The following is a 12,988-nucleotide window of genomic DNA, read 5'->3' as shown; positions in this document are numbered from 1 at the left end:
TTAGGTTAAGTACCTGCTGATTTTTTGCAGGTGCTTTTCTTATGTTCACAATCAACCACAAAATTAAAATTATGGAGGTAAATATTTATGTCATTTTTCAATTCCGCAGTGGATGTATTGCAGATTCTTGTTATTGTCCTCGGTGCAGGACTTGTCATTTGGGGTGTTATCAATTTTTTTGAGGGGTGCGGCAGCGACAATCCCGGCACAAATGGGCAGGGTGCATAAGGAAGCAGCTACCGGATACAAAAACATGGGATAGGTAGCCAACAGACGAAAAAATGGATATAAAAAATGGATATATTAGATTGCAACCGCATGTGCCCGTGGTGGTTGACAGATTTGTAAAGCTGTCTATATAGCCTGAACGTGTGATTTATAGTAAAATCATATATGAAAAGGAGGCTATTAAATGAATTTATCAGAAAAAATATTTGAGTTAAGAAAGGCCAACGGCATGTCCCAAGAACAGTTAGCCGAAAAGACAGGTGTTTCCCGTCAATCTATTTCTAAATGGGAATCGGGAGAGTCAACGCCAGAAATGGAGAGATTGATTGAATTAAGCAAAGTGTTTAATGTGACAACTGACTATTTGCTAAAAACAAGTGAAGTAGACCAGTTAGCAATCCGAACCGAAACAATTGAGAAAAAGCAAGAACGGCTACAAGCAGAATTTCAAAAACAGCACGTTAAAAATCACCGGATATTGAGCTGTGCATTTATATATGTTGTGGCATTGGCCATCTTCGCTTTTCTTCATTTGCCGTATATTGAAATCTTTACAGATGTTGAAGATTTACGTTTTGCATGGTTGGCTCTTGTTTTATTAATTGCGACTGCGGTTGCTATACAAGTAAATTTGAGAATAACCAAAAAATATCTCCGTGATTATCCTAACTCTATCAGCCAAGAAACAGAAAATGGGGGAGTGTCAGAAGATGAAGAAAACTAATAAAGTGATAATAGCACACGTAATTACATGGATTTGTATTATGGCGGCTGGCACGTTGCTCTATTACCTTATTTCAAATGCTTTACAGTTTGAACAATTTCATTTGTCAAATGGAGAAGGTACAAGATTTGATTTTATTATTGATAGCGGTACAGAGGTTGGTTTTAACCGCGAAACAATAATTTATACGGAGAACGGAATTAACAGTATTATGTTTTCCGGCAAGATAGGTGTTGAAGGTACTGCGGAAATTTCTGTGGTTTCAGATGACGATAGCGGCATTGTTTACAGCGAAACCTATTCAAATGTCAAGGCCCAAACAATAGACTTTGAAGTTACTGACTTAGTGCCTTATTCCTATTATACGCTACGCTTTTCCAGTGACGATGCAAAAAGCGGAAAACTTACTCTTGTGACAGATCAAAAATTAGTGAAACAGCCAGAGCGGCCAGAAAGACCGATACCATCAATCCCTAACAAATAGCTATGTATACGAACAATGAAATGTCCAAGGGGGAAAAATGTTATTCGGCGGGGAATAATTGCACTATAAAAGCAGTTTTGAGGAAATCAAAGCCGCTGTTCTCTATTTAGAGGGCTTGGTTTGTTGCGCCCTTTTTATCAGACACGGTGGTATTAAGAAGGAATGTTATCGTGTTTTATTATGCCGGTTTAGATCAATGCAACAAGCTGCTAAAAATGGATAGCGTTGATAGCGGCTTGATAGCGGCCATTAGGCTGCCCACCCCGGCGATACTTTGCTGCGGAGCGGAAAGTACCGGAGTAGGTCATATGCTTCAAAAAAGCATATGACAGGTACTCCTGACACTCACTTTATAAATCGGAATTGTTCCTCCAATTATTTGGAAGTTGACTTTTTTCTCCAACTTTGCAATTCAAGAATATTGCCTTCCGGGTCTCTCGCATAAACGAATACCGCTTCTAAGTCGTTGGGATATGTTGCAGTAACCAACTCCCCAACACTGCTTCCCCCGGCACTAATAATTTCTGATAAAGTCGCTTCCACATCGTCTACCTCAAAAGCTAAGTGGGCAATCCCGGGACGGTTAATTTCTGCGGGTACAATTTCTTTTAGCTGGTCATAGGAAAATATTTCAAGCGTCGGGTGTTCTTTATCATACCCGGGCAATAGAAGATGTTCTCCTGCAGCCCAACTATGTAACGGAACACTTTGGCCGGGTGCTTGAAAAAGCTGGTCTCAAAAAAACAGCTTCCATGACCTCAGCCATACTTATGCGACAAATTTCGAGCTTTTATCTTAATTTCCTATGAAGTATACGGTAATTTATTCGAATAATAAGAATCCTGTATTTCTATTTGTGTAAATCAATAATGGTATGCTATAATTAAACCATCAATTGTAAAATGTTCGGAGATATGGTAACACACGACCTTCGCCGCCTTGGGATAATGCGTGTCAACGTAGAAATTTACATATTGTACTATATTGTCCATAAATAAGAAGGGAAAACAAAATGAGTGAGTTTTCATCTGGCATTATGATTCAGACATGTCATAAAGAAAATGTATTAAAATACATGGAAAAGAACACATATCTGATTCAGTTAAATGATTTGTGGCTTTGCAGACTGTCAGAAAGCGATCTTTGCAATCACATATCAGAGGCAGATTATTCTGAAGCAGTTTTGAACCTATCCGAACATATTCCTCTAATGCATATTGTAAACGCCGAGGATCATGGTTTTGAACTTGGAATCCTACATCGCAAAAAATTGGCTTTCACCTTTGGCATTAATTATGGAGTCGAATCAGAATTTGTTTTTCAACTCGGACAGCAATTATATGGTGAGGAATATATGGATAGATTGTTTGATGATGAAGTTATGAAAAATATTGAAAGAGAGACTCAAAAACATTCTGCTGAGGTAGAAGAAAGAATTCAATCCTTCTTTTCAGGAATCGGCGCAGAGCAGATTAAGCAATTTCAACTCTTTGGCTTTCAGCAGGATGTTTGTGAGAGGATACAACATATTTTAACTTACCCAAATTATCAAAAGGACAAATTAGGATATCGAATGATTCGAGAATTGTATGCTGCTATAGGAATTGATGAATTTTGCTTTGTATCTCATTATTATATCAGTAAAAATGAAGAAAATTTTATTATTGTGAGATGATATTTTCGAATTGCTGCTATTTTATCAAATGTCTGAGATTATGTGAAAAGAGAACATGGGAGATGCAAATCATGGAAGACATAACAAGACTCATACCAAAGGACAAGTCTGATTTTTCTACTGTTGAGGAATTAAAGACTGTAAGTATACAGGACTGTATACCGATTTTAGCAAATCTCTTAAACTGGCTTCAAGATATGAATTGGCCAGTAGCTAAGGAAATAATACAAATTCTACCAAGATTCCACAAAAAATTAATACCTCATATTCGGGATGTATTTGAATCAGATGACGATATATGGAAATATTGGGTTATAGATTTAATCGGAGAATTTCCCATGGAAACAGCTATATTACTTAAAGACGATATAAAAAGATTGGCCTACAATCCAAACCCAGGTGAAAAATGCGAAGAAGTAGATATAAAGGCAAAAGAACTTTTGGACTATATAGAACGGGTAGGTAAAAATGGTCATGAATTAGAATTTAGCAAAAGAAATGAAGGCAAAGACAACCGGATTCATGAATTGATGTATGGAGCCACAAAGTATAAAGTTATAAGACAAAGAAGAAATAACATTATGATTGAACATTCTGGAAAGAAAAAATTAATATTTATTTTTTCTCCAGAAACAGCTTCAGATGAAGAAATATTGCAGTTTATGTTTAAAGAGATTCAATTGCCAAATAAAAGATTATATGACGGAGAATAAATTGACAACATGGATACTACCATCAAAGAAAGCAGGTCGTAGAGTAACCAGTATGTGTATTCGTGGAAAGAATATATATGCACATTATTTATAATGTGTATAGGATTGAATATTAAAAGTGAGGTGTTTATTACGTCGGACTATTCTATTCGATTTATTCCTGAAAAACTTAGTTTTGCATTAAAACCATATGAGATTGAACAAATCAAAGGGCTTAATTGGTATGGGAATAAAATTGAAATCATACAGAATTATGTAGTGGAATTTGCTGATGCCGGTAGTGATTTTGAAACTGTATCATGCCCATTTTGCAGGAAAGATCTTAATGATTGGTGGGGTGATGCTATGGATGCAGCATATTTAGATGGGCAAGGCTTTGTCAATATCAAGGTGATTACACCATGCTGTAATAGGGATACAACCTTGCATGAGCTTGATTATCATTTTCCGCAAGGAATGTATAAAACTATGATTGAAGTCTATCCCGATACATCAAGAGAAGACTTTTCTCCTGAAGATTTTTCTGAAGAAATTGGAAACGGCTTATGGCATACAACAGGTGAAAGGTGGAGAGTTATTCACGCCCATTATTAGAATACACTTATTATTAAAGAGTTTAATCTAACTGTTGATGCTCGTGAGAATGAAATTGAAACAGTACATAATGATATAAAGAACGATGATATGCGACTGGGGTTATCGTAAGAGAATCCGGTTTTCCATCTTGGGATAATGCCAGCAGCAAGTAGGAAATCCATATAATATAAATACAATGTAAAGGTGGATGTTTTTGTGAAGAAACGATTAATCAGTGAATATTCTTCTTTTGTGATATTATTTTGTGTCGTGTTTCTCTATTGCGTAAATTTTACACTTCTTGCTATAATACTGTATATACTTTGGTATTTTTTATTTGGTATGGTTGGATTAGCTTTTATATTGAGCGCTATGAAAAAAACAAAGCTTTCTAATTTTTTTCTAAATATTTCGATACCAATGACACTATTGCCTTTTAGAAAAGCATTTTATTATTGGACAAAAGCTGTTAATGTAATTTTGGCTGATTCTACTTGTATTTCCGAAGCATATGAAATAACCAAGAAAGTTAATCCGGATAATCTTTATACGGATAATAATAAGAGCTTTTTTTTCTCTTTTTTAGCAGCACTTCTTTATGATTTAGGTAATAAAGAAATGGCATTGAACTATCTTGAAATGGCTCAACAGTTGCCGCATAAAAAATTGTTCGATGAGCATCTTGAGAAGCTGAAAAAGCAAATTACCCAATAAAATAAGCATTAGTGGGTGTTGCACTTTATCATAAGAATGGCAGTGGGATAAAAATCCGCTCTCCATTGAAAAAGGGATACAATTTACCCCGTTTTTACTTTACAGAAAACTTCTCAAATTACAAAAAATATTGTATGATGGATTTGAAATAAAAAATGGCATGGTAAAAGAGTGAAGGTGTGACTTTTCGATGATGTTATTTATGAAGTTTTTTGGTTCGAGTGTTGACTGCACTATTTAACGATTTTAAAAATGACGGGAGTCATGGATTTATCCATATCCTTGGACCTTCCAGAATCGTTAAAATAGTGCAGTTTTTTATGGTATACTTCCAGAGCCAAAATAGAAGTTCCGCATTTGTGGCCGCTTAGTGGATCGTATCCGAAAAACAAAAGAATGGAGCTGCACCAGTCCAAGTGCTGAAAGAGAAATTTTTGTTTCTCAGGAGAGGTACATTTACGTAGTGTTTTCTCCTGTTTATGGTGCTTGGCATAAATCCCATAATAGCGGAGTATCTTGGAATGTTTTTCCGGGATATGAATGATAAGCCGTTTAATGAAATCCATGGCGGGAATGTATTGAGAAATATATGTTCTGTGTTTTGGACAATGGAACGCCTGGGCTTTAGCTCATGAATGATATGTTCATAATAGTCAGTAAAAATGGATTGTAAAATATTCATAGATAGATTTTGAAATAAAAAAGTGCAAAGGCATGATAAGCAGGCACAAAAATCAAAAGGAACAGCCACGAGCTGAAAATCAAAAAACTGAACAAATGCCCGTCTTGGCAGAGTAAACCATGACGGGCATTTGTTTATAGCAGTTCTCTTCAAAAGCAGAAAACACAAACTCAATTCCATTGCTCAAACAACAAGAACTCGCGTATATTCATGTGTTTCATACCATCTCTGCTCATATCAAATTCATCATATGACACAACATACTTGGGAAAGTTATCTTTGATCGTATCATATGCCCCGAATTCACGCTGGATCGTTTCCTCAGATGCAAGTAGATAGGCCACCTGAACATATAGCTTTTGAGTTTGCTTTTCAGCAATAAAATCAATCTCTTTTTCTCCTGCTTTTCCAACTGTAACCTTATACCCTCGCCGCAGGAGTTCCATATACACAATGTTTTCAAAAACGAGGTTAATATCCTTCATATTGCCGCCGAAAACAGCCTCCCTGATTCCGTGGTCAGCAATGTAGTATTTTTCATTAACAGTGAGAATCTTCTTCCCCTGCAAATCCTGCCTGCGGACACGGTAGAACAGAAAGGCATCCTCGCAAGCCTTGATATAGTTTAAAATTGTTTCCGGAGCTACAGTGCGCCCCTCGCTTTTGAGATATTTTGAAATTGCCGTAGCAGAGAAAGTCGTCCCGACATTTGCCGTAATATATGCGATGATACGCTCCAGCAGATCAACATCTCGGATGCTGTTGCGTTTTACGATATCTTTAAGGACAACGGAGTTGTAGAGGTCTTGCAAATACTGGCGGCTCGGCTGCTCGGCATAACGAAGGTTGCTTAAATAAGGCATCCCGCCGTCGATCAGGTACCGGGTAAACATCCCTCTTGAATCAGAGTCAGGAAAAACGGTATGGTACAGCTCTGAAAACTCTCCAAAGGAAAAGGGATAAATCACAAACTCTACATACCTCCCCGCAAGGTAGGTAGCCAGCTCTCCCGAAAGCAGCTTGGCATTTGATCCGGTGATATAGATATCGCAGTCAAATTCCACCCGAAAAGAATTGATACACTTTTCCCAGCCAGCGACTTCCTGAATCTCATCAAAAAACAGATATGTCTTACCAGGAATGCCATTTACCCGCCGAGAGATCTCCCCGTGCAGTGCCTCAGCAAAGCAAAGGTGTGCGTTGCTCATATTCTCAAAGTTGATAGAAATAAACTGATTCTCATTTACACCGGAGGCGACCAGTTCTCGCTGAATCAAATTCAGCATGACGGATTTTCCGCTTCGGCGGATGCCGGTTAAAACCTTAATAAGTTCATTTCCGATAAAGGGACGTATGCGGCTCATATATAATTCTCGATTAATCATAAATTAAAAACCTCCTTTACCATATCTGATACTTATGTTATCACAGGCACACCTTTAATTCAAGTTAATTTATTGAATTTTGAAAGATATAACTTATGAAATTTATATTTCTACAAAGTTCATCATTATAAACCAAAATTCAGTTAAAGAGCCGGAGGAAATTATGTTAGTGCGTTACAAGAAAAATAAGAAATCAGCTTGCTACGATTCAGATGCTTTCATAACGACAGCGCCCTCTCATGACGCCGGATGAACTGAAATCCATTCCCAAGGGAAACTTTGTTGTCATGAAAACCGGCACCCATTCCATGAAAAAAGGCTACGACTGTTTCTTGATTGGGGTATCCGCTTCGGAAAGCCCTATGCCGTAGAGGAACAAGCCCGGACTGCTGCCTGCGGTAAAAACCATTGCCGCCGATTTACAGCTATCCCGCAGTACCGTCAAACGCGCCCTGTATGATCTGGTGAAAGCAGGACTCATTGAAAGAGAAGTTCGCTATTGGGAGAATGGGAGCAACACCGGTAACAGACTTATTTTGAAAAAATAATGAGCTGAACCGCACAAAAACGCAGTTTCTGCCAAGCCTCTTGTATAGGGCGAATGGCCGCTTTGGATAACAGCCAGCTTCCGGCAAATACCAAGCCTATTGCAAAGAGGATTGTCGTAATAAATTGTTGTGCGCTCAAACGGTTGGTAGGCCCTATGTACACCAGCAATCCAAGAACGATAAAAATACTGCTGATAACCAAAACGCTGAATAGTATGAACCGTTTTCTCAAACTCTTTAGCAAAGCCCCCAATCCTGTCCAAAATCTGTTCCTTTGTCAAGACCTGCCCTTGGTTGCCCATAAGGAGTTCCAAAAGCTGTGCTTCTGTTACAGTCAGTTTTGTTTTCGACCTACCTGCGGACACTTCCCAGGAGCGCATATCCAGACAAAGGGAAGCCACGCAAACCGTATCACTTGTCCTCAGACTGTCGGAACGCCATGAAAAAGCCCGTATCCGTGCCAACAGTTCATCCTTTGAAAACGGTTTGATATGACGAGGTAAATCATCTGGCTACAAAAGCCTATGAGGAGCTTGAAAGCAAACTGTGCCCGGAGATGAAAGCGCTGCTGGAGGAGTTCATTTCTCAAAACATGCATCTTTGTTCTCTTGATGAAACGCAGGTATTTATGAAGGTTTTTAGCTGGCAAGTAAGCTGTTTGCGGAGATTTATCTATAAGTATAAAAACTTGACCAGTAGAAATAGCAAAAGGGGCCCACGGTATCTCAACGTTGGGGGCTCTTTTTTTAGTGGTATATACACGAACAATCTCGTCTAAAATATAATTAATACAAATAATAGCCGAAATCACATTGACCACACGCTGTATATCGGCTATAATATAATAAACATTCATTTTAGACGAAGAGGTGATTTTATGAATTATATACACAGAGCAATGGAGAATACATTTCTCCGCTTTTCCAAGGAGTTTCCTGCTTTGTTGCTCACCGGTCCAAGACAGGTCGGAAAAACTACCATGCTGCAAAAGCTGGCTGCAGAGGAGAACATAGGGCGGGAGTATGTTACATTGGACGATTTGACTGAGCGTCAAATGGCAAAGAATGACCCGAAGATGTTTCTGCAAATTCACAAACCTCCGGTGTTTATCGACGAGGTACAGTATGCACCGGAGCTGTTCACCTATATTAAAATACATGTTGACCAGAACCATCGTGCCGGTGATTTCTGGCTGACAGGTTCCCAGGTGTTCAAACTGATGGAGGGAATACAGGAATCCCTGGCCGGGCGTGTCGGCCTGCTCCATATGGCTCCGATGTCACAGGCTGAAATTTACGGTACTGCCTCAGTACCTTTTGTGCTGGATTTGGAGAAGCTGTCACAGCGGATAAAGGAGCGAACTCCTGTTGATACTCCTGCACTTTATGAGCGTATTTTTAAAGGCGGTATGCCTGCCCTCATCAGTGGGCAGTACCGTGATTATCGGGCCGTTTATTCCAGCTATATCAGTACCTATATTGACAGGGATGTCAAAGAGATATCTGGTGCCATTGATTCGCTTAAATTTATGGACTTTATCACGGCTGCTGCTGCCCTGTGTGGGCAGATGGTGAATTATAAGACCATCTCTGATGCTGCCGGGATTGACCAAGTTACCGCTAAAAACTGGCTTAGGATTTTGGAGAGACTGGGTATTGTGTTTTATCTCCACCCATATTCCAACAATATGCTCAAACGCATGGTGACGAAACCAAAGCTTTATTTCTACGACTGTGGTTTGGTGGCATACCTGACCAAATGGAGCGATAGCGATACCCTGATGAATGGTGCCATGAGCGGTGCGATTCTTGAGAATTTTGTGGTATCTGAAATTGTCAAGAGCTATCAGAACTGCGGTCGAGAAGCTTTTATTTATTACTATCGTGACAAAGATACCAAGGAGATAGATATTTTGTTGGAAGACAGCGGCAGGTTGTACCCTATGGAAATCAAAAAAACGGCTACGCCCCAAAGCCAGCTCACCCGAGTATTCGGTGTGATTGATAAGGCTTCTCTGGAGCGTGGCACAGGGGCGGTACTTTGCACAACGGATAGGTTATCAGCGTTTGACAGCCAGAATTTGATTGTGCCGATTTGGGGGATATAGAAGATACTGGGCTGCTCTGGATTAAATATTACCGCCAATATGGGCTCAGTGTAGCCACTGGTTTTTAATGGATTCAAGGGTGTGTTGGCCGAAAGCCACATCATGCAAACATTGGTCTCCAATAGAATTTCTCCGTACTATGGAGTTCTCCTGACAAGGCGGAGTTCGATTTTTTGTTCAAGGACCGTTAGGGAAATATTTTCCCTATGGTCGTTTGATTTGATGATTTGTTGTAGCGGGGAGGGGGGTGTTGCAAAAGTAAATTGAGTAATCTACTTTTGCAACAGCTCCATTTTTATGCCTAAAAACAGAAAAGCAGGTTCTGAAGAACCTGCCATCCATGGTATAATTAATTATGTAAATAATAAAACATACTATTAAAGATTATATCGAATTCTCCGATACTTATCAACTGGTTCTTCCGTTAAATTTGGAAGGATTGATTCCAAATGATGAATCGGTTTGCCTGTTAAGCCACATATTGGAGGAATTGGACTATAGCAGTCTTTATAAGGCATACTCCCCGGAAGGGAGAAAACCTGCAGTCGAACCCAAGCTGATGTTCAAGATTTTGGTATACGCACTCAGCACTCAGGCTTATGACATTGTCAAAACACTGCCGGAGGAATAGCAGAAAATCCTTACTGATTACTTTGTGAAAACTAATCTAATTGCCGACCATGAATGCCAGCATCTCTATGTGCAGTGCTTTACGGTGAAATGAAAAACACATACCCTGCCGCCAAGGGAGTAATGCGTTCTCTTGATGACATAAGGTATGTGTCATCATGGCCTATGTAGTGAACTTTTCACTCTAACGATTTCTTTAAACACAGAGAAAGAACAATATATGGAATAGAGATAAAAGAGACCATCCTCCCGAAAAGAAGATGGTCTCTTACTTTGACTCCAACATCGCCTTCACCGTAGCGGGATTTTTACGGGATTCTCTCATGAACGCGGCGCTGGTAAGCTCCAAGCGGTTCCTTATGAGCGAAAGGGACTTTGAAAGAGTTCGTGAGTTTGGACAGTTAGAATACTTGATTGAGTTCCAACTGGCAGAGGACGTTCCCTTCCCGGCTTTCGAGGCAGCCTATCTTGATGCGGGGCTTCCGGCAAACGGCCCGCCCGCGATCACTTACACGCAAGTAAAAATGATCAATGGCATTACGGACGGCATTATGATTGCCGTGTTGGTGTTGATAGGCCTCCTTGTCATCATCGTGGCGTTTTTGTGCATCCACTTTACGCTGCTGGCTAAAATTGAAGAAGATTATAAGGAAATAGGTGTACTGAAGGCTGTTGGGATGCGGGTATCGCAGATTAAAAAGCTCTACCTTGCGAAATACGGTGCTATCGCGGGGGCAGCCTGTGCGCTTGGATTTCTGGCCTCTCTGCCGCTCCAAACGCCTTTCATGCAAAACATTCGCCTGTACATGGGGAAAAGCGGAAGCCAGTTACCCGGCGTGCTCTGCGGACTTTTGGGGGCGACGGTAATCTGCGGGGTCGCCATGCTGTATGTAAACGGTGTGTTGCGGCGTTTCCGTAAAATTTCCGCAGCGCAGGCGGTGCGGTTCGGTGCGCCGCAGGAAAAATCGAAATCGTCCAGAAGCTTTCGGCTGAGCAATAACAGGCTCTTCTCTCGGAATATTTTTCTTGGAATCAAGGATGTTCTTTCCCGTAAAAAACTGTACGTCACCATGCTGATGGTGCTGGTCATTTCCTCATTTATTATGATTGTGCCGCAAAATATCAGCAGCACCATTTCAGCGGAAAGCTTCATCACCTACATGGGCATGGGAATTTGCGACATTAATATCGGGGTGATGCGGACACAGGTGGAAGATGTTCTGGGGAGGGCGGCGGAAGTTGCCGATGTGTTGGCGGAGGATAAGAATGTTGAAAAGTATGCTTTGTTTACCAGCAGGATGTTAGATCGGAAAGCGGACGACGGAACGACGCAGAAGCTGCGGGTGGCATTTGGCGACTATTCCGCTTTTCCCATCATCTACTCCAAGGGGCGTGCGCCGCAAGCGGAATCGGAAATGGCTCTCTCAGTTCTCAATGCCGAAGACCTTGAAAAAAACATCGGGGATGAAATCATTTTAATCGTTGACGGCGTGGAAAAGCACCTGACAGTCTGTGGGATTTACTCTGATGTCACCAATGGTGGCCGAACGGCGCAAGCCATTTTTGACGCAAATAACGCAGATGTTTTGAGCGTCAGCATTGCGGTCACGTTTCGTGATCGACAGAGTGTAGAGGCGGTTATATCACAGTATAGGGAACAGTTCGCCTTTGCCAAAGTTACCGGCATCGACGAAAGCATTGAGCAGATGTTCGGCTCTATGCGGGACGCCATACAAATGGCTTCCGTCGTAGCTATGGGGGCGACCGCCCTGCTCACACTGTTGGTCACAGTGCTATTTATAAAAATGCTGGTGGCGAAAGACCGATATCCTATCGCCATACTGAAAGCAATGGGTTTTACCGGTGGGGATATTCGCGGGCAGTATCTTACGTGCTCCATCACCGTGCTGGTGCTGGGTGTAATCATAGGCACAGTTCTGGCGAATACGCTGGGAGAGCTTATCGGCGCGGCAATCATATCATCCTTTGGCGCAACAACCTTTGATTTTGTGGTAAACCCGTGGTTTGTCTATCTCGTTTCGCCTCTGCTCATTGCAGGCTGCGTCGTCGCCGCTACCATGCTTGGCGTTTCCGGCATTCGGGCATTGAAAATTTCTGAACACATTAAGGAGGCTTGACGTCATGGATAGCATTATTACAGGTAAAAATATTGTGAAGATATTTGGTAGGGGTAATGAGCAGGCCAAGGTGCTGAACGGAGTAAATGTGGAAATAGCAAAAGGTGAGTTTATTGCCATAATGGGACCGTCCGGTTCGGGGAAATCCACACTGCTGTTTGCGCTTAGTGGCATGGACGAGATTACAAGCGGGTCGGTTAAATTTGGCGATACCGAACTATCTAAACTCCGTGAAAACGCGCTTGCGGATGTTCTCCGGACAAAAATGGGCTTTGTCTTTCAGCAGCCCACCATGCTGAAAAACTTGAATCTTTTGGATAATATCCTCCTCCCCGCCGCCCATGAGGGCAAAAGGAATACCGAAAAACTCACGCAAAAGGCGAA

General features: G+C 41.0%; 14 protein-coding genes and 2 pseudogenes. 12 read left to right on the top strand and 4 right to left on the bottom strand.

Features of this window, described 5'->3' with window-relative positions:
• The first annotated feature begins 87 nt into the window (after positions 1 to 87).
• The 3 genes from ACYVD3_RS27195 (at position 88) to ACYVD3_RS27185 (ending at position 1,436) form a co-directional block, all read left to right on the top strand.
• Positions 88 to 228: a Maff2 family mobile element protein gene (locus tag ACYVD3_RS27195; RefSeq protein ID WP_460645638.1), complete on the top strand. Its 141-nt coding sequence runs from the start codon at positions 88 to 90 to the stop codon at positions 226 to 228.
• 184 nt (positions 229 to 412) lie between these two features.
• On the top strand, positions 413 to 952 hold the full coding sequence (locus ACYVD3_RS27190; protein ID WP_460645637.1) for a helix-turn-helix domain-containing protein: 540 nt from the start codon (positions 413 to 415) through the stop codon (positions 950 to 952).
• Complete coding sequence (locus ACYVD3_RS27185; RefSeq protein WP_460645636.1) at positions 939 to 1,436, top strand: hypothetical protein; 498 nt, start codon at positions 939 to 941, stop codon at positions 1,434 to 1,436. The genes ACYVD3_RS27190 and ACYVD3_RS27185 overlap by 14 nt, the downstream gene beginning before the upstream one ends.
• Before the next feature lie 375 nt (positions 1,437 to 1,811).
• Here the strand turns inward: ACYVD3_RS27185 and ACYVD3_RS27180 are convergent, their stop codons facing one another.
• On the bottom strand, positions 1,812 to 2,102 hold the full coding sequence (locus ACYVD3_RS27180) for a VOC family protein (RefSeq protein WP_460645635.1): 291 nt from the start codon (positions 2,100 to 2,102) through the stop codon (positions 1,812 to 1,814).
• Positions 2,103 to 2,448: 346 nt separating this feature from the next.
• On the opposite strand from ACYVD3_RS27180, the gene ACYVD3_RS27175 reads away from it, so the two are divergent.
• The 4 genes from ACYVD3_RS27175 to ACYVD3_RS27160 all read left to right on the top strand — a co-directional run bounded on the left by ACYVD3_RS27175 (position 2,449) and on the right by ACYVD3_RS27160 (position 5,114).
• Positions 2,449 to 3,111, top strand: coding sequence for a hypothetical protein (locus ACYVD3_RS27175; protein ID WP_460645634.1), 663 nt, complete (start codon positions 2,449 to 2,451; stop codon positions 3,109 to 3,111).
• Positions 3,112 to 3,182: 71 nt separating this feature from the next.
• Complete coding sequence (locus tag ACYVD3_RS27170; RefSeq protein ID WP_460645633.1) at positions 3,183 to 3,824, top strand: DUF5071 domain-containing protein; 642 nt, start codon at positions 3,183 to 3,185, stop codon at positions 3,822 to 3,824.
• Between the two features lie 105 nt (positions 3,825 to 3,929).
• Entirely contained in the window at positions 3,930 to 4,418 is a 489-nt protein-coding gene (locus tag ACYVD3_RS27165) for a hypothetical protein (RefSeq protein ID WP_460645632.1), read from the top strand.
• A 198-nt stretch (positions 4,419 to 4,616) separates the two neighbouring features.
• Complete coding sequence (locus ACYVD3_RS27160) at positions 4,617 to 5,114, top strand: hypothetical protein (RefSeq protein ID WP_460645631.1); 498 nt, start codon at positions 4,617 to 4,619, stop codon at positions 5,112 to 5,114.
• A gap of 270 nt (positions 5,115 to 5,384) precedes the next feature.
• Here ACYVD3_RS27160 and ACYVD3_RS27155 read toward each other — a convergent pair.
• Both ACYVD3_RS27155 and ACYVD3_RS27150 read right to left on the bottom strand, forming a co-directional pair.
• A pseudogene (locus tag ACYVD3_RS27155) lies at positions 5,385 to 5,728 on the bottom strand (transposase); the annotation flags it as partial.
• Positions 5,729 to 5,966: 238 nt separating this feature from the next.
• A complete protein-coding gene (locus ACYVD3_RS27150; RefSeq protein WP_460645630.1) occupies positions 5,967 to 7,181 on the bottom strand; it encodes an ATP-binding protein in 1,215 nt (404 codons plus the stop codon).
• 386 nt (positions 7,182 to 7,567) lie between these two features.
• Here ACYVD3_RS27150 and ACYVD3_RS27145 point away from each other — a divergent pair, with 386 nt between their 5' ends.
• Positions 7,568 to 7,729 carry a GntR family transcriptional regulator gene (locus ACYVD3_RS27145; protein ID WP_460645703.1) on the top strand — a complete coding sequence of 54 codons (162 nt, stop codon included), beginning with the start codon at positions 7,568 to 7,570 and terminating at the stop codon, positions 7,727 to 7,729.
• Here the strand turns inward: ACYVD3_RS27145 and ACYVD3_RS27140 are convergent.
• Positions 7,678 to 8,193 (bottom strand): winged helix-turn-helix domain-containing protein, encoded by a 516-nt coding sequence (locus ACYVD3_RS27140; RefSeq protein ID WP_460645629.1) that lies wholly within the window; start codon positions 8,191 to 8,193, stop codon positions 7,678 to 7,680. The two genes, ACYVD3_RS27145 and ACYVD3_RS27140, sit on opposite strands and share 52 nt — an antisense overlap.
• Before the next feature lie 413 nt (positions 8,194 to 8,606).
• On the opposite strand from ACYVD3_RS27140, the gene ACYVD3_RS27135 reads away from it, so the two are divergent.
• The 4 genes and pseudogenes from ACYVD3_RS27135 to ACYVD3_RS27120 all read left to right on the top strand — a co-directional run.
• Positions 8,607 to 9,836: an ATP-binding protein gene (locus ACYVD3_RS27135; protein WP_460645628.1), complete on the top strand. Its 1,230-nt coding sequence runs from the start codon at positions 8,607 to 8,609 to the stop codon at positions 9,834 to 9,836.
• 361 nt (positions 9,837 to 10,197) lie between these two features.
• A pseudogene (locus ACYVD3_RS27130) lies at positions 10,198 to 10,437 on the top strand (IS5/IS1182 family transposase); the annotation flags it as partial.
• Between the two features lie 388 nt (positions 10,438 to 10,825).
• On the top strand, positions 10,826 to 12,604 hold the full coding sequence (locus ACYVD3_RS27125; protein WP_460645627.1) for an ABC transporter permease: 1,779 nt from the start codon (positions 10,826 to 10,828) through the stop codon (positions 12,602 to 12,604).
• Between the two features lie 4 nt (positions 12,605 to 12,608).
• Positions 12,609 to 12,988 (top strand): ATP-binding cassette domain-containing protein (locus ACYVD3_RS27120; protein ID WP_460645626.1); only part of this gene is annotated, 380 nt, incomplete at its 3' end.

The sequence above is a fragment of the Lacrimispora brassicae genome (assembly GCF_054772055.1).
This window is presented reverse-complemented; position numbering and strand designations above follow the sequence as displayed.

What these genes read in the sequence shown, in the direction of transcription:
- ACYVD3_RS27190 (WP_460645637.1), top strand. Translation starts at nt 413, where the DNA reads ATGAATTTATCAGAAAAAATATTTGAGTTAAGAAAGGCCAACGGCATG.
- ACYVD3_RS27135 (WP_460645628.1), top strand. Translation starts at nt 8,607, where the DNA reads ATGAATTATATACACAGAGCAATGGAGAATACATTTCTCCGCTTTTCC.
- ACYVD3_RS27150 (WP_460645630.1), bottom strand. Translation starts at nt 7,181, where the DNA reads ATGATTAATCGAGAATTATATATGAGCCGCATACGTCCCTTTATCGGA.
- ACYVD3_RS27185 (WP_460645636.1), top strand. Translation starts at nt 939, where the DNA reads ATGAAGAAAACTAATAAAGTGATAATAGCACACGTAATTACATGGATT.
- ACYVD3_RS27170 (WP_460645633.1), top strand. Translation starts at nt 3,183, where the DNA reads ATGGAAGACATAACAAGACTCATACCAAAGGACAAGTCTGATTTTTCT.
- ACYVD3_RS27195 (WP_460645638.1), top strand. Translation starts at nt 88, where the DNA reads ATGTCATTTTTCAATTCCGCAGTGGATGTATTGCAGATTCTTGTTATT.
- ACYVD3_RS27125 (WP_460645627.1), top strand. Translation starts at nt 10,826, where the DNA reads ATGAGCGAAAGGGACTTTGAAAGAGTTCGTGAGTTTGGACAGTTAGAA.
- ACYVD3_RS27175 (WP_460645634.1), top strand. Translation starts at nt 2,449, where the DNA reads ATGAGTGAGTTTTCATCTGGCATTATGATTCAGACATGTCATAAAGAA.